We start from the raw sequence: 24,652 nt of genomic DNA, 5'->3' as shown, positions 1-24,652 counted from the left end.
ATGCCCTTCAGCTCCGGTATCTGTTTTACTTTTACGTAAGGTTCACTAAGCTCTCTCGTTGATACGCTATTCGCGAGGGGAGAACGAATGAGCAGTCGTGCAGATGTCGTCATCGTCGGAGCCGGCCTCTCGGGCCTTGTCGCCGCTTGCGAGTTGATAGAGCGCCGAAAGCGGGCGATCCTTGTCGATCAGGAGCCGCGGGCAAGTCTCGGTGGTCAGGCCTTCTGGTCGCTCGGCGGCCTGTTCATGATCGATACGCCGGAACAGAGGCGCATGCGTATTCGCGACAGTCTCGATCTCGCCCGTCAGGATTGGCTGGGGGCGGCGGGTTTCGACCGGGCCGAGGATTTCTGGCCGCGTGCCTGGGCGGATGCTTATCTCAATTTTGCCGCCGGCGAGATGCGCAGCTGGCTGCATGGGCTCGGCATGCGCTGGTTTCCCGTCGTCGGCTGGGCGGAACGTGGCGGAGGCCTTGCCGACGGACATGGCAATTCCGTGCCGCGCTTCCATCTCACCTGGGGCACGGGTCCCGGCGTTCTCGATCCATTCCTAAAGCGGGTTTTGGCGGCGGCGAGGGAAGGCAAAATCGAGCTGTTGTTCCGTCGGCGAGTGACGCGGCTGATCGGCGATCGCGATGGTATAACCGGCGTGGAAGGCGAGCTTCTGGCGGAGGATGGTACCCCCCGTGGTCGGCAATCGAACCGTGACGTCGTGGGGGATTTCCGCATCGAGGGTGCCGTGATCGTGGCAAGCGGCGGCATCGGCGGCAATCCGGAACTGGTTCGCCGCGCCTGGCCCGTCGAACGTCTTGGCGCACCCCCGGAGCGGATGCTGAGCGGCGTGCCTCATCACGTGGATGGCTTAATGATCGGTCATGCCGAGGCGGCCGGCGCGCGGTCGATCAATGGCGACCGGATGTGGCACTATACCGAAGGCATTGCCAACTGGGACCCGATCTGGCCGAACCACGGTATCCGCATCCTGCCTGGCCCGTCCTCCCTCTGGTTCGACGCCAATGGCAATCGCATGCCGGCGCCTTGCCTGCCGGGCTTCGACAGTCTTGCGACGCTGCGGCATATCTGCAAGCTCGGTCACGGTTACAGCTGGTTCGTCACCACGCAGAAGATCGTCAAGAAGGAGTTTGCCCTTTCGGGCTCCGAACAGAATCCGGATCTTACGGGACGCGACATCGGGCTCCTTCTGCGCAGCCGCTTGGGGCGGTCGGCTCCGCCCCCGGTGGAAGCCTTCAAGGCGCAGGGCAGGGATTTCATCGTCGCTGAAACACTGGAAGAACTGGTCGCCGGCATGAACCGTATCGGCGACCACCCGCTCGACCTTGCGCATCTGCGTTCCCAGATAGAAGCCCGTGATCGCGAGTTGGACAATCCTTTTGCCAAGGATGCCCAGATCGTCGCTTTGAGACAGGCGCGCAGCTATCTCGGCGATCGATTCATGCGCACGGCCCCACCCCATCGCATATTGGATGCGAAGGCCGGCCCATTGATTGCAGTGCGCCTCAACATTCTCACACGAAAATCCCTCGGCGGACTGGAGACCGATCTGAATAGCCAAGCGCTCGGACAGAGCGGCGCGCCCATACCGGGATTGTATGCTTGCGGTGAGGCGGCGGGCTTTGGCGGCGGTGGATATCACGGCTACAATGCGCTGGAAGGCACGTTCCTGGGAGGATGCATTTTCTCCGGCCGCAAGGCGGGGCGGGCAGCGTGAGCCGGTCGAATTAACCGCTCCTCCACGGGAGGGTGTCCGACGACACTGCGAGGGCATGCAGTCTCGTCGGACGCTGCAATGCCCGGCTCGGGGGTGGCGTCCAAGCCGGTAGAGTAAGTTATAGCATCTACCAGAGGTTTATTTAACCTACCCGAATGGACGGCTGAGAGCCCTGGCGACTTGGGAGGGCAAACAGGGGGATCATTCATGTTCGCTGGTCGGCTTGCGAAGGTTCGTTAGGAGCCGCTGTTCGCCAATGGCGCGAACGCAGAATGTATAGAAGGATCCTCGCTCTTTCGAAATAGCCAGGCGTTGCGGGCGAGCTACCATCGTCATGTAGCGAGGAAGTCTGGCGGAACTCGCGACCGAAGCGGAGCGGCACGGCATTGCCGGCAATCTTATGTCCTGCAATGAACTGTCGTTCGGGTATGGGACGAAGAACGCCAGCGAGTGGCCGGTGATATTGACCAACCATCTCGCTCGATCCGTCCCTATGGGTTTTGACGACGACGAAAGGCCACGCCGTAAGCGCCAAGCGCCGATAAGGAGAAGCATGGGAGGGGAGTAGCGGAGCAACATTCGGAAATCCAGATTGTTGCCAAGCCACTAGAAGCCGAAGATTGCGTCGGCATTACACATGCACGAAAAAGTCGAGCCATCCCCGCAAGCAGGATCGCGGCAGGTTTGCTGCGATCCGGGGTTGCTGCGCATCAGATCTCAGTTGTTGTCATTTTTGCCGAACCAGAAGTCGAGCTCGCGTATGCGACGCTTGTCATAGGGTTGATCCGGCGATTTGATCTGCCAGTCGTCATCATTGGCTAGACCGGTCCACTTGGGCGCGCCGCCCTGTTTCTGCACGGATTGCCGCCAGCGATACTGGGCGTAGATTTCCATGATCTTGCCGGCATACTGGCTGGCAAGATCGCCGTTGCCGGTAATGATCACCAGGTTCTCATCGTTCACGCCGCTGGCCTTGGGTCCCATATTGTGGGAGCCGGTCATGACGACGGGATCGGGACCATATGGATCGACGATGACGACCTTGCTATGGACCATGGCGTGAGCCGTCGGCAGCTTCAGAACTTCCTTCTGCCAATAGGCGAAACGGCCGGGGATGGCGGCAGGCAGGACGACGTCGGCATTGGCGTCGATCCGCTCGCTTCTGTTGAACAGCACCACAGGGTTCTTTGCCGTACCCGGATTCTGGTTGACCACGCCCTGGATGTAGAGATCGGGCTTGAACGAAGGGCTCGACGGAGACGCAAGCTCGATGATGTCGTTGAGAAGTGTACCGCGAGGCCCGGGATTGAACATGGCGAACAGGATGCCCTGCTGGGCGCCACGGATCAGCTCGCCTGCCTGTTCTAGATCTAACCCTTCGCGCATGGGCGTGAACCAGACCGTCGTATTCTTGGCTTTCGGCGTTGTTCGGGGCTCGGCATTGCTTTGATAGAGGGCGGGCGGGGAATCGTTGCCGTCGGCGGCCAGCGTCTTCCACTGATCGAGATAGAATTGCGCCACGGCCGGGTTGTCGATCAGAAGCGCATTATTGGCCTGGGTGCAAAGGCCGGTCATTGTCCAGTTCGTGCTGCCGGTCCATACGGACTGTGGCGATTTGTCGGCGCCGCAGATGACGAGGAACTTATTGTGCGCCAATGCCCGCGGCGCGCTCATGCGATCCCTGACATCACAGGAAGACAGGTCGGATCGGGCCTCCTCGTTTTCGTCCTCTCCCTTTTTCTTGACGCTGCCATTTCCGAGCACGATATGGGCGCGTTTCTTGAAACCCTGCAGCAGCGCAATAAGCTCAGGATCGTCCAGCTCGAACAGGGCAGCGTAGATATGGCCGCCATTCGACCTGATATCGCTTAGGAGCGATACCAGCTTGTCGCGGATCGGCCCTGCAAGGAACTGGCGGATCGGGTCCTCCGGGTTGGCGATGGCCTTCTTGAGTTTGGTGGTGGGAGCCTCTTCCGGCAATAGGCGGGCAAGCCATTGGCTGGCGATGATGCCCCGGTTGAAATAGCAGCTGACATGCCCGGTGGTTTCGGCCCCGATCTGCACGGCATCGCTCCAGTCCGATACATGATCGGCCGATTCCTGCAATGCCGTCTCAGGCCCGATCATGGCGGAGACGCGGTAGGCGACGACATCGCCCGGATTGACGGCGAAATCGGACCAGAGATATTTCTGGATCGGCCATTCCGTCGTCGGCTTGCGCGTGCCTTCCTCGACGGGCGGCCCGTCGGCGAAGCCGACCCAACTCGCGACGATCTCCTCGTGAAAGCCGTCGGGCTCGACATCGGAGATCGTATTCGGGCTTTGCGGGCTTCCCGCCGCCCGCTTGATCTTCCGCCGCAAGGCAAAGCCACGGCACTGGTCGATGAAGTCGCTGCGCCAGGCAATAAGAGCGCTATCCACACCGGGATGCACGATCAGACTAATGTTCATTGGACCTCTCCCTCGATGATTGCTCCAGTTGCTACGATTGCTGCCAGGCATGAGATAAGTGCTGACGCTTTGATCGCCGCGGGACTTGGTCGGGTGTGTCAGGCGAGCGGCGCGCCGATCTGGTCGTCTGGCCAGTTGAGTGGCTTTATCCCACTTTGCGTCACAGCCGTGACGATCTCATGAATTGCTCTGTGGGCTCTAAAAATGGGCATAATGCCATTCCTGATTCAGCAGCTTTTAAAGCAGCAGTGGAATTGGTGATTCCATAGTCGCCTATGAAAATTTCTCTGCAAGTCGAAATGTGATCTTGCGTCTCGAGGCAACTGAGGCAAGAGTCTCGGAACCTCCTGGCGCCGGTGCGGCGCGGCGCGAAAAATTTCGGCAGACCGTATGAAAGCACCCAAAAGAATAGGCATTCTGGACGTCGCCCGGCTGGCTGGCGTGTCCGCGACGACGGTATCCCGCGTCCTGAACGGCCAGGCTGACAGCCGCATCAGCCTGGAGACGCAGGAGCGGGTCAGGGCAACGGCAAGCAGCGTCGGCTATGTCGTCAACCGTCTGGCAACATCGCTTCGGACGCACAAGACCGGCGTCTTCGGGGCGATCGTCAATAGCCTCTCCGGCCATTATCAGCCGCATCTGACAAGTCGCCTCCAAATCGTGGCACAGCGCCGTGGCGTGGAACTGCTGGTCGCGCAGGCTAAAGCGGACGCCGGCGAGATTGCTGGCCAGCTGCGTTTGTTTCAGCAGGATTTCTTCGATGGCGTCATCATGGTCAGCGACCTTCCGGGCCAGCAGGCACTCTGCGATCACCTTGATCTCATGGGCAAGGCACATGTGACGCTTGGCGCGGGGCTGACAGGGCCGCTTCCCGCGGTTCTCACCGACGACAGGCAGGGCATTAGACTGCTGTTTGATCACCTTGTGGAGCTCGGCCACCGCCGCATTTCCTTCGTCTACCGCGTCAGCCGCAGCGCCCTTCGCGATCGCCTGTCGATATTCCAGGACGCCGTTGCCGGCAGAGCAGGCTTGATTGTCGGCGACGTCATTTCCTTTGAGAAGGGCGAGCGCGACCGCAAGCTCTTTGCAGATCTCTTGACATCGCCGCAATGTCCGACGGCGCTGATCTGTGGCAGCGACGGGCTTGCGATCGAAGTCGTCGCCTTCCTGCGCGATCTCGGTCTGCGAATTCCTGCCGATATTTCCGTCGTCGGCTATGACAACGTGCCCGACACCGCCTATTGGGCCCCGCCCCTGACGACGGTCGCACAGCCGACGGATGCACTGTGCGAAGCATCGCTTGATCTTCTGATTGAGCTTTCAAATCTTCCGGCGGATCTGCGCGTTGAAAAGCGTCCGATCCGGTTCGTTACTCCTGAACTTGTCATACGTGCGTCATCGAGCTCGCCTAGCTTGCGGCCATTCTCCCTTGCGTAAAAGAAACGGTGGTTCTGAACGCAAGTGGCCGTTTTTTATGTGCGCAAACGTTTGTGCAAAGCTTTAATAGGAGAGTGTGCCGATGTCCGAATTTCTGCTCACCGGCCTCAACAGCCCGGTTACCCGTCGTACGACCCTTCTTATGGGAGCTGCCGCCGGCCTCTCCGCCTTCATCCCGGCGCTGTCAGCTTCCGCTGATGAAAACGCCGATAAAAGGCCGGAGCTTCATATCGCCGTTCAGATGAATCCGGTCTCGCAGGAGCCCGTCGATGCCGCCAGCAACGTCGCTTTCCGCAACAACTATTCCATCCACGAGACTGTGCTCGCGCTCGACATGCGCGGCGATTTCTCGGTGAAGCCCAATCTCGCGACGTCCTGGACCTGGATTTCGCCGACCGTACTCGAAATGAAGCTGCGTCCCGGTGTGATCTTCCATGATGGCCGCGAGATGACCGCCGAGGATGTCGCCTTCTCCTTTGGGCCTGAGCGGCTCCTGAACAAGGACGCGCCGGGCTACCCGACCTATCGCACCAATTTCACCAGCCTCGACCGTGTCGAGGTGGTCGATCCTCTGACCGTCCGCTTCGTCACCAAGTTCCAGGACCCGATCTTCCTGCAGCGCCTTGCATCTTATGCGGCTGTCGTCATCAGCAAGGATGCCTGGCAGAAAAACGGCGGCAACTGGACGACCTGGCGGCAGAAACCTGTCGGCGCCGGCCCCTATAAGGTCGAAAGCTATACGGCCAATGAGAGCGTCGTTCTCGCCGCTCACGATCAAGCCTATCGCGGCAAGCCGGCGGCCAAGCGCGTGACCTTGCGCATCGTGCCGGAGGTATCCTCGCGCATTGCCGGCCTGCTGGCCGGCGACTATGACATTGCGACGGACCTGCCGCCGGACCAGCTCTCGGTTGTTACCGCCAGCACAGATCACGAGATCGTCGGCGGCCCGGTGCCGAACAACCGCATCCTGTTCTTCGACAAGAACAATCCGGCGCTGAAGGACCCGCGCGTTCGCCAGGCACTCATCCTCGCCATCGATCGCCAGGCGATCGTCGACACAATCTGGAACGGCCGCACGAAAGTGCCGAACGGGCTGCAGTTCGAGCTCTACGGTCCTGTCTATCTCAAGGATTATCCGGCCTATCAGTACGATCCCGATCGCGCGATGCAGCTCCTGAAGGATGCCGGCTACAATGGCGAGGAGATCGAGATCCGCTCGCAGAACAATTATTACACGGCGGAAAACCCGGTGACGCAGGCGGTTGTCGCCATGTGGCAGGCTGTCGGCGTCAACGCCAAGATGAAGTTCGTGGAATCCGGCAAGCTGTTTGAGAACTCGCCAACCCGCGCGACCGGCAACTGGTCGAGCACCGGCCAGGTTCCCGACCCCTATATCTCCTTCTTCACGCAGTTCAGCTCCGCCGGCAACCTGAGCTCGTTCAAGATCTGGCAGAATCCCGATTTCGATGCGCTCGGCGCCAAGATGGAGCAGGCCGTCGATCCGGCCGACCGCGCCAAGATCTTCCGCGACATGCTGCATCTGATCGAATGGGAAGATCCGGGCGTCACCGTCCTGCATCAGAACGCTGTCTTCTTCGGCATCCGCAAGGGCATCAAGTGGCAACCTCTGCCGGCCTTCCAAATGGATCTCGGCGCGGGCAATCTTTCCTTCGAAGAGCAGAAGAGCTGAGCGGCCGATCATGGCGACGCCCGTTCTTTCGGTCGACAATTTGAGTGTCTCGTTCAGAACGGGCGCCGGACGGTTTCATCCCGTCAATAACGTATCTTTCGACCTTGCCGAGGGTGAGATCCTCGGCATTGTCGGAGAGAGCGGATCGGGAAAGAGCCTCACCTGTCTTGCACTTGCGGGTCTTCTTGGGCCGAGCGCCAGTGCCACGGGCTATATTTCCTTCCAGGACGCCATGTACGACGCGGCCGAGCTCGGTCCGCGCTCAAGAGTGAAGCTGCCGCCGATCGGGCTGATCTTTCAGGAGCCTGTTTCCTGCCTCGATCCGGTTCGCACGATCGGCTCCCAGATCGCCGAGGCGGCTGTCAGCGCCGGCATGTCGACAAGGGAAGCCAGGGACGAGGCGCTCCGGCTTCTGACCGAGGTCTCCATTCCGCAACCCGAGACACGCTACAATGCCTATCCCGCGCAATTTTCCGGCGGCATGTGCCAGCGCGTGATGATCGCCACGGCGCTCGCCATGCAGCCGCGATTGATTATCGCCGACGAACCCACGACAGCGCTTGACGTCACGGTGCAGGCGCAGGTCGTCGCTCTCCTCGTCAAGGCAGTGCGCGAGCGTGGCATCCCCATGATCTTCATCAGCCACGATCTCGATCTCGTCGCGGAGGTCTGCGACCGTATCGCGGTCATGTATGCGGGCTCCCTGGTCGAGATCAATCGCACGGATGATCTCTACGACAATCCGCGCCATCCCTATACGCGCCTGTTGCTGGAGGCCATGCCCGGACGGGGCAGGCCGCTGGAGAAGCTTGCGGACATTCCCGGCGAACTGAAATTGCATGATGACCTGCCGCAGGCCTGCGCCTTCGCACCCCGTTGTCCGCGCGCGGAGCCGAATTGCGCGACGATGGTTCCGCCGTTGATTGCCGGCGCGGCGGCGCTTGCCTGCTTCAATCCATGGAGTGCCCATGATGCCTGAGAAGCAAATCGCCGCCAATTCAGAGACGAGAATTGCACTTGCCGCCCGCGATCTGCAATTTTCCTATGCTCCGGGTTTTTCCCTTTGGCCGGGACGCGCAAAGGGATTTCACGCGATCAAGGATGTGAGCCTGGAATTGAGACCAGGGGAAACGCTGGGTCTTGTCGGCGAATCCGGTTGTGGCAAGTCCACGCTTGCGTCCTTGCTCTGCGGCGATCGCATGCCAACATCAGGCGAAATCACGCTGTTCGGTCAGCCCTTCAAAAACCTGATGAAACCGAACCGGCGTGGTCTGGCAAAGCATCTGCAGGTCATTTCGCAGGATACGATGGGTGCGCTCGACCCGCGCCGGAGCGTCGGCCATCAGATGGTGGAGACGCTGACAATTCATGGCATAGGTTATCCGGCAAGCCGGCTCGATCGTGCGGCGGAGACATTCAAGGCCGTCAGCTTGCCGGTCTCCGCCTTGCAGAAATTTCCCCATCAGCTCTCCGGCGGCCAGCGTCAGCGCGTCGCCATCGCCCGTGCCCTCGTGGTCGAACCGCAAATTCTACTCTGCGATGAGCCGGTTTCGGCGCTCGACGTTTCCGTGCAGGCCCAGGTGCTCAACCTTCTACTCGAATTGCAGCGGGCACGCGGCCTATCGCTGCTTTTCATCAGCCATGACGTGCGCGTGGTCCGTCATGTCTCGCACCGCGTCGCGATCATGGAGGCTGGCCAGATCGTGGAAACCGGCCCGACAGAGGAAGTCTTCGCAAACCCGGCCCACCCCTATACCGCCAAGCTCCTGTCGGCTGTTCCTCGCGGGCGGCGCGGCAGGGTACGGCAGGCAGCGGCCATGCTCGAAACACTCTGAAGGAACAGGTCATGCTTCAATCCATCCTGCGGGCGCTTCTGCGAGCACTCGTGACCCTGTTCCTGGCGATGACCTTCACCTTCGTTATCCTGCGCGTCAGCGGCGACCCGCTGCATTCCCTTTTGCCGATCGAGACACCGCCGGAAGTCGTGGCGCTGATGCGGCAGCAATGGGGTCTCGATCAGCCGCTCTACATTCAATACTTCTCCTATCTCGGCCACCTCCTGCACGGCGATTTCGGCACGTCGCTATTGAATGGACAGGATGCGCTGACGCTGGTTCTGTCGAAAGTCCCGGCGACGCTCGAATTGATGGGCGCTGGCCTTATATTGGCGTTTGGCGCCGGCGTACCCTTCGGCATTCTGGCCGCGCGCAACCGCGGCGGACTGATCGACCGCCTTGTCATGGCGCTTGCGGTGCTGATGCATTCACTTCCGAACTTCCTGATCGCCATCCTGCTCATCCAGCTTTTCGCCGTCTCCCTGCGGATCCTGCCGAGCGGCGGGGGATCGACGATGGCGCATCTCGTCATGCCCGTTCTGGTCATTGGTCTCTACAATGCCGGTATTATCGCCCGCTTCGTCCGCTCCAGCGTGCTGGAGGTCCTGGGCCAGCGTTTCATATTGGCGGCGCGCGCCAAGCGCATCGGCGAAAGCGCCCTTTTGTGGCGGCATATCATGCCGAACGCGGCCTTGCCGCTCCTGACCATGCTTGGCTTCCTTGTTGGTGGCATGATCGGCGGCGCGGCCGTGGTCGAGAGCGTTTACGCCTGGCCGGGTGTCGGCCGCTTTCTCGTCTCCTCCGTTGCGCAGCGCGATCTGAACATCGTGCAGACCATCGTCCTGCTCATCACGGCGACGATGGTGACGGCCAATCTCATGATCGATTGTCTCTACATTCTCGCTGATCCGCGTCTGCGGCATCGCGCATCGGCCTGATCGGCCGTCTCGAAAGGTAAAACCATGGCGAATGCAGCGACCGGCGCCGACGTTCCTCGCAAAACCAGATCGGAGCGATCTTTTCAACCCAGGCTTCGGTTCGATTTGATGACGGCCATTTGCGCCATTGTTCTCGTGACCTTCATCATAGTCGCCATCTTCGCCAATGTGCTTGCGCCTCATGGTTTCGCACAGATCGATCTTCATGCCCGCAAGGCGCCGCCGATCCTGTTCGGCGGCTCGTTCAAGCACATTCTCGGCACGGACGAGCTTGGCCGCGATATTCTAAGCCGCATCTTCTATGGATTGCGAACCAGCCTGCTGATCGCGCTTGGCGCGTCAGCGATCAGCCTGGCGCTGGGCACCGTGCTTGGGCTGCTTGCCGCTTTCGGGCGCGGATTTGCCGATATGCTGATCCGCGTCGCCGTCGATTTTCAGGCCTCGATGCCGTTCCTCATCATTGCCCTCGCTGTCCTCGCCTTCTTTGGCGATAATCTCTGGCTTTTCATGGCGTTGCTCGGCCTCTATGGCTGGGAACGCTACGCGCGGCTGGTGCGGGCCATGGCGGGGCTGGAGCTGGAGCGGGGCTACGTCGCAGCACTGAGGCGCAACGGCGCCGGAACGGCACGCATCGCCTTCCAGCATGTTTTGCCCAACACGCTCTCTGTTGTCCTCGTCAATCTGACGATTGTCCTGCCTGAAATCCTGTTGCAGGAATCGGCGTTGAGCTTTTTGGGCCTCGGCATCCAGCCGCCGCTCGTCACCCTCGGCAGCATGGTGGGCGCGGGCCGCGACTATGTGATGACCGAATGGTGGATCGCCATCCTGCCCGGCATCGTGATCTTCATCCTGTCGCTATCGATCAGCCTGATCGGCGATTATCTGCGCGACGTTCTCGATCCGACACTTCACTAGCTTGCCCCCTAAAGAACCGACTCCAAGGAGACTTGCATTGCCTTTGCCCCTTCACGCCGCTCGCCATGGTTCGCTCCGCATCGCCGCTCATCGCGGCTTCAGCCGGCGCTTCCCGGAAAACACTATTCTCGCCTTCCAGGCAGGTGTGAACGCAGGCGCCAACGAGTGCGAAATCGACCTCATGCTGACGCGCGACGACCAGATCGTCGTGATTCACGACAGAACGCTTGATCGCACGACCAACGGCTTCGGCTTCGTTGCCGATCACGATCTCCAGCACATTCTTTCGCTCGATGCCGGCGCGAAATTCGATCCGCGCTTCGCCGGGACCCGCGTGCCGACGCTTGCCGATACACTGCTGTGGGCAAAGCAAACGGATACCCGCCTAGCGATCGAAATGAAGGAGCCGGAGCGTGCCGAGCGCCTCATCGATATCATGATCGCGACACTGCGAGAACTCGACGCGTTTGACCATGTCGCCATATCCTCCTTTGATCATATCGATCTGCGGCGGGTGAAAGAGCTCGAACCGCGCCTGCAGACGGAAGCGATCCTCCACCATCGTCCGGTAGACATCGTCGCCTCGATGCGTGCCGGCGGCATTGATGGCGTCTCGCTGGAATTGAACCGCTTTCACCGCACCGACGCAGAGGCGCTGCAGGAGGCCGGCATTGCAGTGCGTCTGAGTCTGCCGCTGCCGGAAAAGCTTGCCATGTTCTGGCAGGGTGGCCGCGACCTGCTTCCCATGATCCGCAGCTGCGTCAGGGACCGGCTGGTCGATGCTCTTATCGGTGACGATGTGGATTTCCTCCGCATGCTGAGCACGAGCGCCTGAGAATAGCGCCGCCGATCGGCGCTTGACTTATTCATAGCTCGTCAGCTATTGATCTAATCAATAGCCACAGAGTTATGAATCGGTATGGCAAACGCCCATGATCCCATTTTCCGAGCGCTCGCCGATCCGACGCGGCGGGCGATATTCGAGCGATTGTGCCGTGACGGTGATCAGACCGTCGTCGCGCTTACGGCTTATGCCGGTGTCTCCCAGCCGGGCGTTTCAAAGCATCTTGCCGTTCTGAAGCATGCGGGGCTGGTATGCGACCGGCACGAAGGACGCCAGACGCATTATAGCGCGCAACGAAATGCTCTTGCGCCGTTGCTTGACTGGGCGAGCGAAATGGCCGGTTTCTGGGAAGACAAGTTCGATCATCTCGAAGACTTGCTTGATCGGATGGATCAATGAAAGCGGCATCGGGCGAGATACGCGCTGTGGTCGTTGAGCGCGAAATTGCGCATCCGCCGGCAAAGGTCTGGCATGCACTCACACAGTCGCATCTGATCGCAGAGTGGTTGATGAAGAACGACTTCGTTCCCATCCTGGGACATCGGTTTAGCTTTCGTGGCGATTGGGGTGGCGTCCTGGATTGCGAAGTGCTCGTCGTCGAGCCGAACGCCAGGCTGTCCTATCGATGGAATTTCGCACATGATGATCCGGCTTTCGATCTGAAGAGCGTTGTGACCTTCACGCTCACGCAAACGGACAAGGGAACGCATCTGCGCATGGAGCAGATCGGCTTCCGACCGGACCAGAAGCAGGCCTATGGCGGTGCCAAGGCGGGATGGCGGCAGTTCCTCGAAAGACTAGAACAGGTGCTGGTAGAATTGAAGTGAGACCCATTGCTGGCAAGCCCGGAATACAATCATGCGGGCATGGTCCGGCCGCTTGCTTTCACCACGCCTTGCTCGAGCTGACGGTGTCGATGCTTCAGATAGCCGGAATATGAAGTGGATGAGGACATGATTACCGATATCGAGGACTTCTTTACCAAGGGATGCGGACGTTGCGAACGCTTTGCGACGCCGGACTGTTCGACGAGGCTGTGGATTGACGGTCTGAACGAACTGCGCCGAATCTGCCTGGAGGCGGGGCTCGTCGAGACGGTGAAGTGGGCTCATCCGTGCTACATGCATGAGGGACGCAACATCGTGATCATCGGTGCCTTTCGTGGCAATTTTCGCCTCACTTTCTTCAACGCGGCACTGATGAAGGACCCTGAGGGCGTGCTCGAAAAGCAAGGGCAGAATACCCGGCATCCCGATATGATCCGCTTTGTGAGCAATGACGCCGTGGCGAAAATGGAGCCCGTCATCCGATCTTATCTGAAGGAGGCAATGGGTTATGCCGAGGCCGGCATCAAGCCGCCGAAAGAGCAAAGCGATATCGAATTGCCTGACGAGCTGATCGAGGCGCTGGATTCCGATCCCGAATTGGCGGAGGCTTTCCATGATCTGACGCCGGGGCGAAAGAAAAGCTATGTGATCAACCTCGGCTCGGTGAAGAAGTCCGAAACGCGGACCGCGCGAATTGCGAAGTTTCGCAATCATATTCTCGCCGGAAAGGGCGCGCTGGAGCGCTAGCCGGCAATTGATCTCTCCTGCTACTCGATCGTCTCATCCGCCGATGAGATCGAACCGTTGCGCAATCTCAAGTCAGTTCGGTTTGGGATAATACCAAGCATAGCCGAAGTGATAGCGATCCGGCTCCCTGCCGTAGTAATACGGAAGGGCGACATCCTGTTGCGGCGGCAACTCTACCCCCGTTCCGTATTTCGACGTGAGCCATTGCTGGAGTGCATTCGGCATGGTTGATTGATGTCCGTCCCGCTCGTTCCAAACCAACAGGACCGGTCCATCTCCTATGGCCTGCGGGCTGAGATCAGACGCTGGATATTCCGTCGATATGACCGATGTGTGCGGCATGTTCACACGCAGATTGCCGGCCTTGAGCCAGGTCGTCGTCACGACTACCGAGTGTTGTTTTCCTTCTGCGGTAACGACTTTGTCCACGAAGGTGGCATAGGGCGCGTTCAGGTGCTCATAAGAATGGAAAAACCGCGCAAAAAGGACACCCCCGGCTATGATCAGAGGCAGCGCAATCATCATGACGATAGGTACGTAAAGGAATTTCTTAATATCGGCTTGGCTGTGCTGTCCCGCTGCATCGAGCTTCAAACAGAAGTAGGCCGGCAGCAGAAACAGGAAGGGGAGCAGCCAGCGGTCACGAAACTCCGTGAGCGTGATTACCAGTATCAAGATCAGCAGGATCGCGAAGGTGCTTAAAAGTATCCTTCCGACGAAATCGCTCCACTCGCTTCTGGCACGCAGCGAACGCAGGAATGATTGACGGAAGAACAGAAGAAAGATCACGCACGTAGGGGCAACGATCGCGACGCTGGTTTTGATAAGTTCTAGAAGTCCGAAACCGATGTCGGAAAGTTTTCCGCCGGAGCCTTGCTCCGACATGGTGTGGACCGTCGTTGCCAGGACCCGGTCCATGTTGGACACCATCCATATCGCGTGGGGCAGGAACACGAGAACGGCGATCGCCAGCGTTAGCAAAAGGCGCCAGTCGATGAGCCTTTTTCGCCCGACCGGATGCAAGAAGGTTGCTATGACAACGCTGCCAATCACCAGAGCGAAATTGTATTTCGTCAGCATGCCAAGCCCGGCCCATAGGCCGATCAAGGCGTAGGAGATCAGCGTCGGGCGACGAATGGTTACGACGACGAAATAGATCAACATGAGCACCGCAAGGAGGGTGCCGACCGTATGCGTCAGGTCTCTCTGCGCCTGCCAAAACATCTGCGGCATCGTCAAGAGCGACAGCGTCCCGACCGCCGCCAGGCTTTTGTCGGCCACAAGCAATCGCAAAAGCTTGTAATAGGCGAGATAGACGAGGAAAAGCAGGAGATTCTTCACGATGACGAGCGATGCGACGCTCGTGCCGAAGATTTCGAAGATGCCGTACTGAATCCAGTTGTAGAGCGGTGGCTGGGCGTCATAACCCCAGGCGAGCCATTGGCCGACGAGAAACTGCTGTGCTTCGTCGATCCGCAGCGAGCTGGAGATGGCGATGCGGATGGCTGCCTGGACGATGAAATATATGGCCAGGCTTCCCGGTACCCACCAATATTCGGAGGGTGAGCTGCTGTCGATGGACGCAGCCTGCGGATGCGCGCCCGCAAACCTGTCTTTTCCCAGAAAGTTCATCCGGCTCTCCCAGCGATTGCCACTATCGTCGCAGGCGCCATGTCATAGATGTCGCGGCGACACAATCGTTTTCAGTAAGATTTCAGGGGGCGGCATCTCGAGGGCAGATCTGATTTACCAGATATTATTCCTTCGGTAGCCAGGTCGTCAAAGCATCCTCGTCGTTCTTTGCGTTCAGCGCTCCCGTGTGACGCCGGGCGAATCCGCCTGCTCAGATAACCGCCGGTGGCTGCGGGAATATGAATGCCGCGACACGTGCGAACAAGAATTTTTTCCAGTTGCCGCCTTAATCCGCATTGAACTTGTTGTCAAACATACCGAATGTATGTATATAGGAACCAAGCTTGGGCGAGGAGGCGTTTTTAAACTCCGAGTCCGCCACAATCCGACACACTGTGTCGGTAGCAGCAGCCCGTCGTTCCAATCCGATGAGGCTGCCCACCCCGATCGGTTGACCTCCGATCAAGACGAGAAGGATTCGGCTTTCCCTCCGAATCCTTCTCTTTTTTGTCTACGAGACAGGCGAAGCTTTCCTCGAACGGCAGCGTGCTATCGAGATCGCGATGGTTCGGCTGCTTCAATGTCGGATAAACACCGACGGCAAGATTGATTTCGCCACAGGAGCTGGGACCGCGAGCCTAGGGCGTCAATCTCTAACAGAAGGGAACCTTTTGCCATCCAGCGCTTTTCATCTGACGATTTCAGGAACCATGTGGTTGTCATTTGTCGCGTCCATCCCGAAACGACCAGCAGCAAGCCCAAGCTCTCATCCCACTTGGATTTCTGAATTTCTTCATGGCCGATGTTCAGGCGGGCATTGGACCCTTCCTTGGGGTTTTCCTCGTCGCCCATGGCTGGCAAAGCGGGTCGATCGGCTCCGTCATGACGATCGGCGGGATTGCGGGGATGGTGATGATGGCGCCTGCCGGAGCCTTCATCGATGAGACGACGCATAAGCGCACATGCGTGATCGTGCTCGGCATCTGCACGGTCCTCGCCTCCATGATCATATTGGTCTCGCAGCTCTTCTGGGTCGTGGCCCTGTCGCAGGTTGCGACCGCTATTGCCGGCGCCGCGATCGGGCCTGCCCTCAATGGCATCACGCTCGGCATTGTCCGGCAGGCGGGCTTCAATCGGCAGAATGGTTACAATCAGGCATTCAATCATGCCGGCAACCTCGTTGGCGCCGGGCTGTCGGGATGGCTCGGCTGGATGTTCGGGCTGACTGCCGTGTTCTGGTTGTCGGCCGTGTTCGGCGTGCTGACCATCATTTCCGTGCTAATGATCCCGGCCGATGCGATCGACGATGACGAAGCGCGTGGCGCTACCCTTGCCGCCCTTGGTCCGGTGGGGGAGATGGAGCCTCCCAGACACCGAAAACCGAGCGGTTTTAAAGTACTCGCCGAGTCGAAGCCGCTGCTGATCCTGGCGGGTGCGCTTGCGCTGTTCCATCTCGGCAACGGCGCGATGTTGCCGTTGTTCGGGCTGGCTGTCGTCTCTGCCGGTCGCGCCGATCCCGCTGGCTTTGTTGCCCTGACCGTGGTGGTGGCGCAGGGCACGATGATCATCACCTCCTTGCTCGCGATGCATATGGCGGAAAGGAGAGGGCAGTGGCTCGTGCTGTTGGTTTCGTTTATCTCCTTGCCGATCCGCGGCTTCGTGGCGGCGCATCTGATTACATCCTGGGGTGTCTATCCCGTTCAGGTTCTCGATGGCATCGGCGCGGGCCTGCAAAGCGTTGCCGTACCGACGCTCGTTGCCCGCATCCTGAACGAAACCGGCCGCATCAATGTCGGTCAGGGCGTCGTCATGACGATGCAAGGGGTCGGCGCATCCCTGAGCCCGGCGATCGGCGGCTGGCTGGCGCAGGAGATCGGCTATGGCACGATGTTCATGATCCTCGGCAGTTTTGCACTCGGGTCGATTGCGCTTTGGGTCGGGTTTCATGGCGTGCTGCGCGTAGCCGCTTCCGTACCGGGGCAGCCTCAGGGCGTGGTGTTCTCCGGCGATTGATTTGCTTATCGCCGCTCCGTCACAAGGCTTCGAGAGCGCGATCCCCCGATCAGTCCAACTTTACGGTTGCTCGGCCGCTTGTGAGATCCTGAATATTGTCAACGACCCGTTCGACCATCGTGGCGGCTATGGTCACACCGAGCACGGCTCCGGATTCGGTGAAGCGTTCCTCCACAAGCCGCACGCCTGCCTCTGCCAGAAGTTTCGCTTTCACCAGAGCGAGATTTGAAAACTGCACATCGATCGTTGCCGCGACGGTTGGGAGTATTTCTCTCTTCTCCGCGCCTTGCAGACATAGTGCGGCGGTGCCGCCATAAGCGCGGATCAGCCCGCCAGCACCCAATAGAGTGCCGCCGAACCAGCGTGTCACGACGACGACCACCATATCCAATTCGAAGCCGTCGATTGCCTGGAGGATCGGCTTGCCGGCGGTTCCGCCCGGTTCGCCATCATCGCTGAAGCGATAGGTTTGTCCGATACGCCAGGCCCAGCAATTGTGATTGGCATCCGTGACCGAGTGCTGTGCGACAAACACCTTTGCTGCCTCGCTATCGGCAATCGGACCGGCCGTCGCAACGAACCGGCTTCGCTTGATTTCCTGATTGGCGGTGGCGATAGAAACAAGCTCAAACATAGGGCCTCTTAGCCAATTTCGTGCACTCTGCGAAGAGGCAGTTGCCGCTCTCCCGAGAGACATGAGGTGGCGTGGGACAAAATGAATTGGATGAGGATAGCCGCGAGAGTTTCCAAGGCCTTCAATGGCGTAGCCGGAACTCGTTGAGCGTGGTCAAGGCGGGAAAGCTCTGCCTCATGGGCATGAGGCAGAGCAGAGAGCCTTATCGGCGCCTCGTGCGAAACTTTGTTGGGGGCGCAAGTATCGCACGCACATAGCTTATAACGGGTAGCTGAAACGTAGCTGAGGCACCGCAGGCAGATGAATTCAGGTCTGTCCAACGAAAAACGAGAATTCTCTTTAAAATCAAGCAGATATAGCGGACGCGCCCAAAAGTCATCCACACTTTTTGGCATTTTGCTTTAGCTGCGAGTCTTATGCACCCACAGCCGGCGAGGTGGTGGTCGACGTCATGGCGGCGACGTCGATTCCTCGGCCGTGAGCGACACGATGTGACTTCGCGACTATTTTGCCGCGGCCCTCGACGTGCCGGCCTGCAGATCCGCCTCGTCGGCAACGATGGAGGCAGCCTCGTTCTGCAGGATATCCTTTGCGTTCTTGCGGGCCTTTTCGATGGCGATATCGGCGCTCAGGCTGCGCTCGTTGGCCTGCAGGCCATCATCCTCGCCGGTATCGATGCCGTCATTGGCCTGTCCGCGCGCCTTGATGCGGTTTGCCTGGGCGGTCAGCTCGTTGCGGCGCTCGGTTTCGTTGAGAGAGATGACCTTCTTGTCGCGCTGCTCCTTCAGCGTGGTGACGTCTTCCACGAAGCGCTGGTATTCCGGATCATCCTTCACTCGCGCGTCATGGCGACCCTGCAGCTGCGGTAGCAGCGCCTGGATGTCACCCCAGGGCTTGTAATTCGCCGGCTTTACCTGTGTCCAAGGCAGCGCGTTGTCGTAGCTGGATTCGCCGAAGGTCTTGAGGTCGGCAAGTCCCGGCAGGCTGATATCCGGCGTCACGCCGCGCAACTGCGTCGTACCGCCGTTGACGCGGAAGAATTGAGCGACCGTCAGTTTCAGCGCGCCGAATTTCGGTTTCTGATTGTGGGCCACCTGATCGAGATTGACCACGGTCTGCACCGTGCCCTTGCCGAAGCTCGGTTCGCCGATGATCACGCCGCGACCGTAATCCTGGATCGCCGCCGCGAAAATCTCGGAGGCCGATGCCGAGCCGCGATTGATCAGCACGCCGACCGGGCCGGTCCAGGCCGGAGCGGCAAGATCATCGCTCTCGACCTCCACCTCGCCGCCTGCATCGCGCTGCTGGACGACGGGACCCTTGCCGACGAACAGGCCCGTCAGGTCAATCGCTTCGGCCAGCGAGCCGCCGCCATTGTTGCGCAAGTCGATCAGGACACCGTCGACCTTCTCCTGCTTCAACTCGCCGAGAAGCTTGGCGACGTCGCGGCTGGCGCTGCGGTAATCTTTGTCGCCCTTGCGCCGGGCTTCGAAATCTTCATAGAAAGCCGGCAGAGTGATCACCCCGATCCTGCGCGTCGTATTGCCATCCTTTACCGACAGGATCGTCTGCTTGGCAGCCTGCTTGTCGAGGCTGATCTTGTCACGGACGAGACTGATGACGTGATGCTTGCCATCCGGCCCGGCGTCGGCGGGCAAAATATCAAGGCGCACGACCGAACCCTTAGCGCCGCGTATCATCTGCACGATTTCATCGAGTCGCGTGCCGACGACTTCCTTTATAGGACCGGTTTCGCCTTGACCGACACCGATGATGCGATCGCCGACCGCGAGCTTGCCGGAGAGTTGCGCCGGGCCGCCCGCGACCAGTTCGCGGATCGTGGTGTAATCATCCCTTTCCTGCAGCACCGCGCCGATACCGACCAGAGAGAGCTTCATGGAAATATCGAATTCGGCCGAGGCGGTCGCGCCGAAATAGTCGGTATGTGGATCGACCGACGTCGTATAGGCGTCCATGAATGTCTGGAAGACATCGTCGCTCTTGTATTTATACGCGCGCTCGAGAGAGTTTTCATAGCGCTTGTCAAGCGTATCGCGAATGGCGGCATCATCCTTGCCGGCGAGCTTGAGGCGCAGCCAGTCGTTCTTGACGCGTTTGCGCCAGAGATCGTTGCTTTCCGCCTCGGTTTGCGGCCAAGGCTCCTTGTCGCGCAGGAGCGCGTAGTCTTCCTTGGTGGCAAAGTCCAGCTTCTGATTGAGCAGGCTGCGCGCATAGGTCATGCGATCGACGACGCGCTGCTCGTACACATTGAAAATGGAAAACGGGATATTCAAGTCTTCCTGATTGATGGCGTCATCGATCTTGGTGCTGCCCGCCATGAACTTGTCGATATCGCTCTGCAGGAAGATGAGCCGGTCCGGGTCGAGGGACTTGATGAAGCGATTCATGATCCTGGCGGAGAGGACGTCGTCCAGTGGAACCGGCTTATAGTGGAAGCGCTGCAGAAATTGCGCTGTCAAATGCGCGGCCTGCGCCTGCTGCGGCAGCGGCGTCAAAACTGGCGGTGAACCGGCTTCCAGAGCATATGCCGATGAGGCAAATGCCAGGAACAGGCAGAGGAAACCATATTTCATACGCATCAAGTCTTGGCCCGATTCTCAATCGTTAAATGTTCAATCTATAATCTAGGTGGAACAATTATGGTTTTTTGGCAACCAGACAGATGCTTTCCTCCGAGAAAGATTCTCGAAACATTTGCGTGAAGCGAATGTGACTGTCGTCGGCAGATCGACAAAAGCGAAGCTACGGGCGCCGAAGTCAACCTTCAAATGTCAGGGGCGCCACGCGAGCCGTTCGGTGGCACCGCCGTCATAGGCCCGGCGGAATCATCGTCGGATCAGCCCATTGATGATCGACACCCCATCCGATCGGGCAATCGGGCTTGCCGGCCATGCGGTCTGGAATGACCGCCCGAATACAGCTGCAATAAAATAGAAGAAGACCTGGAGGGAAACCAGGTCTTCTTCCGTCTCTGATCGGAGGTCTAGTTCAGATCAGATTAGAACGTACGCTCGAAGCGGAGAATGCCAGCCCACTGGTCCTGATTGATGGAGTCCCAGTTGGTGTAGGTGACTTCCGGCTCGATGAGCAGGTTCTTAACAGGCTTCCACTTGACGTTCGTCGTTGCCGAGAAGGTCTTGTTGTCGGTGTAGGCGAGCTGCAGGTTCCACTTCAGCTTTTCGTTGACCGGAACGCCAACGCCACCCCAAACAGCCCAGTCGCCCCAGCTCTGGCCGATCGAATCGCCAGGCGCATACTTGTTCAACTTGTCGCCGTCAGTGTTCCAGGCGCCCATCAAGAAGGCCGAGAATACGCCGAAGTCAGCGTCTACGCGAGCCTTGATGGCGCCTTCTTCGACGATCGAGTCGTAACCACCAACGAGCTTGAAGCTCCATGCGCCGGCCTTGTAACCAGCACCGGCGACCACGTCCGGAGCGTAATGGTTGTGGCTGTCTTCGCCGTTTGCACCCGTGGCACCCGGGCCAGAGTTGCTGTCTTCGAGCGAGATCACAGCCGTGAAGCCGTTGCCGGCGTCGTAGTTGTAGGTGATCTGGTTCAGTTCGTACGGGCCGTCGGCGATCACGTCGTCGTTGATGACGTCGCCGGCGTAACCGGTGAAGACGTTGAACTGCGAGTCTTCCTTACCAACGGTGAAGCCACCGAGGCTGATGCTGGCGTGCAGCAGGTTGGTAGCCGTAGCGCCGCCGTCGTTCCAGTCCCAACGCAGCTCGGTGTTGGTTTTCAGCGGGCCGTATTCGGTGTCGGTTGCCGTCTGCAGCTGCAGCTCGGCACGAGTGTGCCAGAGAGTGCCAAAGTGAGTGTCTGGGTCGTAGGCGTCGTACCACTTACCTTCGGTACGAACCTTACCGCCGATCTTGAGGCAGGTTTCGGTGCCCGGGATGAAGAAGTAACCTGCGCCGTATGCGTCGCAGATGCGGACGTATTCCAGCGGCTCCGGCTCGGCTGCGACGATCGCGTCAGCCGCGTGAGCACCGGATACTGCTGCCAGGGCAGCAGCGGAGCCGAGAAGAAGGCTCTTGATATTCATTTTTTCTCCAATCGATTTGCCGGATCGGAACGCAGCCGGAGGTCTTCCGCCACGTTCATCAATTCGGTGTTCCCTCTTACCGAAAGCCCGAAAGACTTTCGTGCTGGCACGCTAGCGGGGGTTTTGATGCATCGGAATAGAATAATTTGAAGTTATAAAGTAATTACCGTCATAAATTCGTCAAAGATGCAAAAATACACCATAAAATCACGCGACCTTAGTATGTATGTGAAGTATGTTAGAGATCTATACGCAATAAACGTACGAAATGTATGTCACTAATCGAGAATGTCGCAAAAATAATAAGTAAAGAATACAAACTATACAATAATTACTGAGGGATGCGTGTAGCGCGAATCCTGACTCAATCTTACTCAAGTCAGTTAGATGAATTGCGGAGGGATCGGAGATCGTGGTTTACGACCTGCCAATCTACGGGTGGAGAGGGGAAGTGCTGCTCGGCAGCGCGCCTTGAGCCGAACTTAGCGCAGGCCACTTGCGGACTCGGGCATTGCTTCAGCAGCAGATGTCCCCCCGGCCAAATGGCTGGGTTACGAGACCGGCGCAATTGCGGGGCCGCCAGTCTATGGGTTTGGCAGGCGGACTCAGCCGTGCGCAATGATTTGCAGCCGCCGAAGCAAGTCCCCCCGTTTTTAATGGGCTTCTGCGGAAACCAATGGAACTTCCGCGCCATTGGCGTCGTAAAGCTTGCCGTTCAGGAAATAATCGCCGTCATGCAGGCTGGCAATGTCCTGATAGCGGATCAGGCGTTCCGTTCCCGCGACGAAGACCGATTGCTGATCCGAGTTTCCGGTCGTCAGGTGATTGAACAGGAGGTTCAGCGCGATCGCCATCAATGCCGCCGAGCTGATGCCGGAGTGGAAGATGGTGATGACCCATGCGGGAAAATGTTCGTAGAAGCCGGGTGAGGCGATCGGGATCATGCCGAAGCCGATCGAGGTCGCCACGATGATGAGGTTCATGTTGTTCTCATAGTCGACCTTGGCGAGCGTGCGGATACCGCTTGCCGCGACGGTCCCGAACAGGACGAGGCCTGCTCCTCCGAGGACGGAACTCGGAACGGCGGCGACGATGCGGCCGACGATCGGCAGCAAGCCGAGAGCGACGAGAAAGAGGCCGCCGGTCGCCACGACAAATCGGCTCTTGATGCCGGTCACGGCCACGAGGCCGACATTCTGGGCAAAGGCGCTCTGCGTGAAGGAGCCGACGACCGGGGCGAGGATGCTGGAAAGCATATCGGCACGCAGGCCGTTGCCGAGCCGGCGCGCATCGACCTTGGTGCCGACGATCTCGCCGACGGCGAGGATATCCGCCGAGGTTTCGACCAGCGTCACCATGATGACGATGCACATCGAGATGATCGCCGCGGTATCGAACACGGGATAGCCGAAATGGAAGATCTGCGGCAGCGCGACGAAGGGACCGCTCGTCACCCGCGAGAAGTCCGCTATGCCGGCCGCATAGGCGATCCCCGTCCCGATCATGATGGCGAGCAGGATCGATAGTCTTGATATGGCGGCACTACCCAACTTGCTGAGCAGCAGCACGATCACGAGCGTTACCGCCGCAAGCAGGATATTGGCCCGGCTGCCGAAATCCGGCGCGCTCCTGTTGCCGCCCATCGCCCAGCCCGCCGCGACCGGCATCAGCGTCAACCCAATGGTGGTGATGACGATGCCGGTGACGATCGGCGGAAAGAAACGGGTGATGCGTGAAAAGACGGGCGTGATGAGGAGCCCGATGAAGGACGCCGCAATGACTGCGCCGAGAACGGCCTGGATGCCCCCATGTCCGGTAATGGCAATCATCGTCGCGACGCCGGAAAAGGATACGCCCTGCACCAGGGGGAGACGGCTGCCGAAGAACGGTATTCCGATCGTCTGCAGGATGGTCGCGAGACCGCCGGCAAACAGCGATGCGGTCACGAGCAGACCGACGTCGGGAGGTGTCAGGCCCGATGCCTGGCCGATGATCAACGGAACGGCAACGATGCCACCATACATGGTCAGGACATGTTGAAGGCCATAGGCCAGATTGGCGCCAAGGCTGAGCTTTTCATCTTCGGGGGCCGGGCGTGCGGTATTTTCCTCTGCTGCTATTGCCAAGGTAATCTCCTCCATACCTTTGCGTTTCTCGTTTCCTCCAAACGAGCGTTGCACGTTACGGTGTGTGCCGTCTCATGACTTTATAGAAAAATGCGAAACACCTTACCGGAAGGCCATGCCCGCGCTGGTCTGGTTGGCGGGCCGCGCTCTTTCGCTGGTGGAGTCGGAAGGTGGGAAGGCCCCGTGCAGCCGAGACGGAGCAGCGATTTTATATCCGCTCGCGTCGACACAAGTGACGATGCGGCCATTGAGGCCGGTTCAGTCTCGCGAAAGAATACATGGGCAGAAACATATAGTCTATTTTCGGGCTCGAGTATCATTCGGAAGATTTGGGTGGGGTATAATGAGCGAATATCAAAACAAGGCAGTCAGGTTATTGGCTTCGAGCGTCGGGCACGAGTCGCTGCTGGATTTGAACGATCGCCGGGATGCGTTTTTATATCGAGCTCTGGAGCTCTATTTCGCTGCCGGCGGCGCCTTGGATGCAATCCAGCCGATCATCGAGAAAGTCTATTCGCAGAACAAGCCACGCGTGGATATAGCTGTTGGCGATGTGCTTTATAAATTGGCCGGCGTCGGTCATGCAGCCGATATCGATATCATACAGGCAGGTTATAATAAGCTTGACGACACCAAGCAGAAACTTGCGGGCGAAAACCTCCATCTTTCCCGATAGGAGAGTTGGCCTGCCTCGTCGGCGGCCGCAGAATTGGGACAAAATCATTTGGTCCCCTTAATATCTCGCGTTCTGGAACCGCCTCTATCT

19 protein-coding genes are annotated in these 24,652 nt (G+C 59.0%); 13 read left to right on the top strand and 6 right to left on the bottom strand.

The genetic code is table 11. The features are described from left to right. Positions 1-87 precede the first annotated feature (87 nt). Complete coding sequence (locus I8E17_RS28790) at positions 88-1,728, top strand: FAD-binding dehydrogenase (RefSeq protein ID WP_113367466.1); 1,641 nt, start codon at positions 88-90, stop codon at positions 1,726-1,728. Positions 1,729-2,445: 717 nt separating this feature from the next. Here the strand turns inward: I8E17_RS28790 and I8E17_RS28785 are convergent. Beyond that, positions 2,446-4,179 (bottom strand): phospholipase D-like domain-containing protein, encoded by a 1,734-nt coding sequence (locus tag I8E17_RS28785; RefSeq protein WP_113367465.1) that lies wholly within the window; start codon positions 4,177-4,179, stop codon positions 2,446-2,448. A 390-nt stretch (positions 4,180-4,569) separates the two neighbouring features. Here I8E17_RS28785 and I8E17_RS28780 point away from each other — a divergent pair, with 390 nt between their 5' ends. The 10 genes from I8E17_RS28780 (at position 4,570) to I8E17_RS28735 (ending at position 13,412) form a co-directional block, all read left to right on the top strand. Continuing rightward, positions 4,570-5,616: a LacI family DNA-binding transcriptional regulator gene (locus tag I8E17_RS28780; RefSeq protein WP_229002212.1), complete on the top strand. Its 1,047-nt coding sequence runs from the start codon at positions 4,570-4,572 to the stop codon at positions 5,614-5,616. A gap of 82 nt (positions 5,617-5,698) precedes the next feature. Further along, positions 5,699-7,306, top strand: a complete 1,608-nt coding sequence (locus I8E17_RS28775; RefSeq protein WP_069615154.1) for an ABC transporter substrate-binding protein — start codon at positions 5,699-5,701, stop codon at positions 7,304-7,306. Positions 7,307-7,316: 10 nt separating this feature from the next. Continuing rightward, positions 7,317-8,285, top strand: coding sequence for an ABC transporter ATP-binding protein (locus tag I8E17_RS28770; RefSeq protein ID WP_069615155.1), 969 nt, complete (start codon positions 7,317-7,319; stop codon positions 8,283-8,285). Next, the gene (locus I8E17_RS28765) at positions 8,278-9,141 is read left to right on the top strand and encodes an ATP-binding cassette domain-containing protein (protein WP_113367503.1); all 864 of its coding nucleotides are present in this window, start codon (positions 8,278-8,280) and stop codon (positions 9,139-9,141) included. The genes I8E17_RS28770 and I8E17_RS28765 overlap by 8 nt, the downstream gene beginning before the upstream one ends. A gap of 11 nt (positions 9,142-9,152) precedes the next feature. After that, entirely contained in the window at positions 9,153-10,079 is a 927-nt protein-coding gene (locus I8E17_RS28760) for an ABC transporter permease (protein WP_069615156.1), read from the top strand. Between the two features lie 108 nt (positions 10,080-10,187). Next, on the top strand, positions 10,188-10,994 hold the full coding sequence (locus I8E17_RS28755) for an ABC transporter permease (RefSeq protein ID WP_229002211.1): 807 nt from the start codon (positions 10,188-10,190) through the stop codon (positions 10,992-10,994). 37 nt (positions 10,995-11,031) lie between these two features. Continuing rightward, a complete protein-coding gene (locus I8E17_RS28750) occupies positions 11,032-11,829 on the top strand; it encodes a glycerophosphodiester phosphodiesterase family protein (protein WP_069615158.1) in 798 nt (265 codons plus the stop codon). A gap of 84 nt (positions 11,830-11,913) precedes the next feature. Beyond that, positions 11,914-12,237 carry a metalloregulator ArsR/SmtB family transcription factor gene (locus I8E17_RS28745; protein WP_069615159.1) on the top strand — a complete coding sequence of 108 codons (324 nt, stop codon included), beginning with the start codon at positions 11,914-11,916 and terminating at the stop codon, positions 12,235-12,237. Continuing rightward, on the top strand, positions 12,234-12,665 hold the full coding sequence (locus tag I8E17_RS28740; protein ID WP_069615160.1) for an SRPBCC domain-containing protein: 432 nt from the start codon (positions 12,234-12,236) through the stop codon (positions 12,663-12,665). The genes I8E17_RS28745 and I8E17_RS28740 overlap by 4 nt, the downstream gene beginning before the upstream one ends. Before the next feature lie 126 nt (positions 12,666-12,791). After that, positions 12,792-13,412 carry a YdeI/OmpD-associated family protein gene (locus tag I8E17_RS28735; protein ID WP_069615263.1) on the top strand — a complete coding sequence of 207 codons (621 nt, stop codon included), beginning with the start codon at positions 12,792-12,794 and terminating at the stop codon, positions 13,410-13,412. 72 nt (positions 13,413-13,484) lie between these two features. On the opposite strand, the gene I8E17_RS28730 is transcribed toward I8E17_RS28735, so the two are convergent. Next, complete coding sequence (locus I8E17_RS28730; RefSeq protein ID WP_113367464.1) at positions 13,485-15,044, bottom strand: glycosyltransferase family 39 protein; 1,560 nt, start codon at positions 15,042-15,044, stop codon at positions 13,485-13,487. Positions 15,045-15,767: 723 nt separating this feature from the next. On the opposite strand from I8E17_RS28730, the gene I8E17_RS28725 reads away from it, so the two are divergent. Beyond that, positions 15,768-17,057, top strand: a complete 1,290-nt coding sequence (locus I8E17_RS28725; protein WP_113367462.1) for an MFS transporter — start codon at positions 15,768-15,770, stop codon at positions 17,055-17,057. A gap of 49 nt (positions 17,058-17,106) precedes the next feature. Here I8E17_RS28725 and I8E17_RS28720 read toward each other — a convergent pair whose 3' ends face one another. The 4 genes from I8E17_RS28720 to I8E17_RS28705 form a co-directional block, all read right to left on the bottom strand. Further along, the gene (locus tag I8E17_RS28720; protein ID WP_113367461.1) at positions 17,107-17,691 is read right to left on the bottom strand and encodes a YigZ family protein; all 585 of its coding nucleotides are present in this window, start codon (positions 17,689-17,691) and stop codon (positions 17,107-17,109) included. Between the two features lie 503 nt (positions 17,692-18,194). After that, positions 18,195-20,291 carry a carboxy terminal-processing peptidase gene (locus tag I8E17_RS28715; RefSeq protein ID WP_219511744.1) on the bottom strand — a complete coding sequence of 699 codons (2,097 nt, stop codon included), beginning with the start codon at positions 20,289-20,291 and terminating at the stop codon, positions 18,195-18,197. A 419-nt stretch (positions 20,292-20,710) separates the two neighbouring features. Next, entirely contained in the window at positions 20,711-21,760 is a 1,050-nt protein-coding gene (locus I8E17_RS28710) for a porin (RefSeq protein ID WP_069615165.1), read from the bottom strand. Between the two features lie 653 nt (positions 21,761-22,413). Then, positions 22,414-23,886 carry a nucleobase:cation symporter-2 family protein gene (locus tag I8E17_RS28705; RefSeq protein WP_113367502.1) on the bottom strand — a complete coding sequence of 491 codons (1,473 nt, stop codon included), beginning with the start codon at positions 23,884-23,886 and terminating at the stop codon, positions 22,414-22,416. Positions 23,887-24,229: 343 nt separating this feature from the next. On the opposite strand from I8E17_RS28705, the gene I8E17_RS28700 reads away from it, so the two are divergent. Next, the gene (locus tag I8E17_RS28700; protein ID WP_229002209.1) at positions 24,230-24,562 is read left to right on the top strand and encodes a hypothetical protein; all 333 of its coding nucleotides are present in this window, start codon (positions 24,230-24,232) and stop codon (positions 24,560-24,562) included. The last annotated feature ends 90 nt before the right edge of the window (positions 24,563-24,652 follow it).

Origin of the sequence: Rhizobium sp. AB2/73 (genome assembly GCF_020871915.1) — a bacterium.
Lineage (GTDB): Bacteria > Pseudomonadota > Alphaproteobacteria > Rhizobiales > Rhizobiaceae > Rhizobium > Rhizobium dioscoreae.
This window is presented reverse-complemented; position numbering and strand designations above follow the sequence as displayed.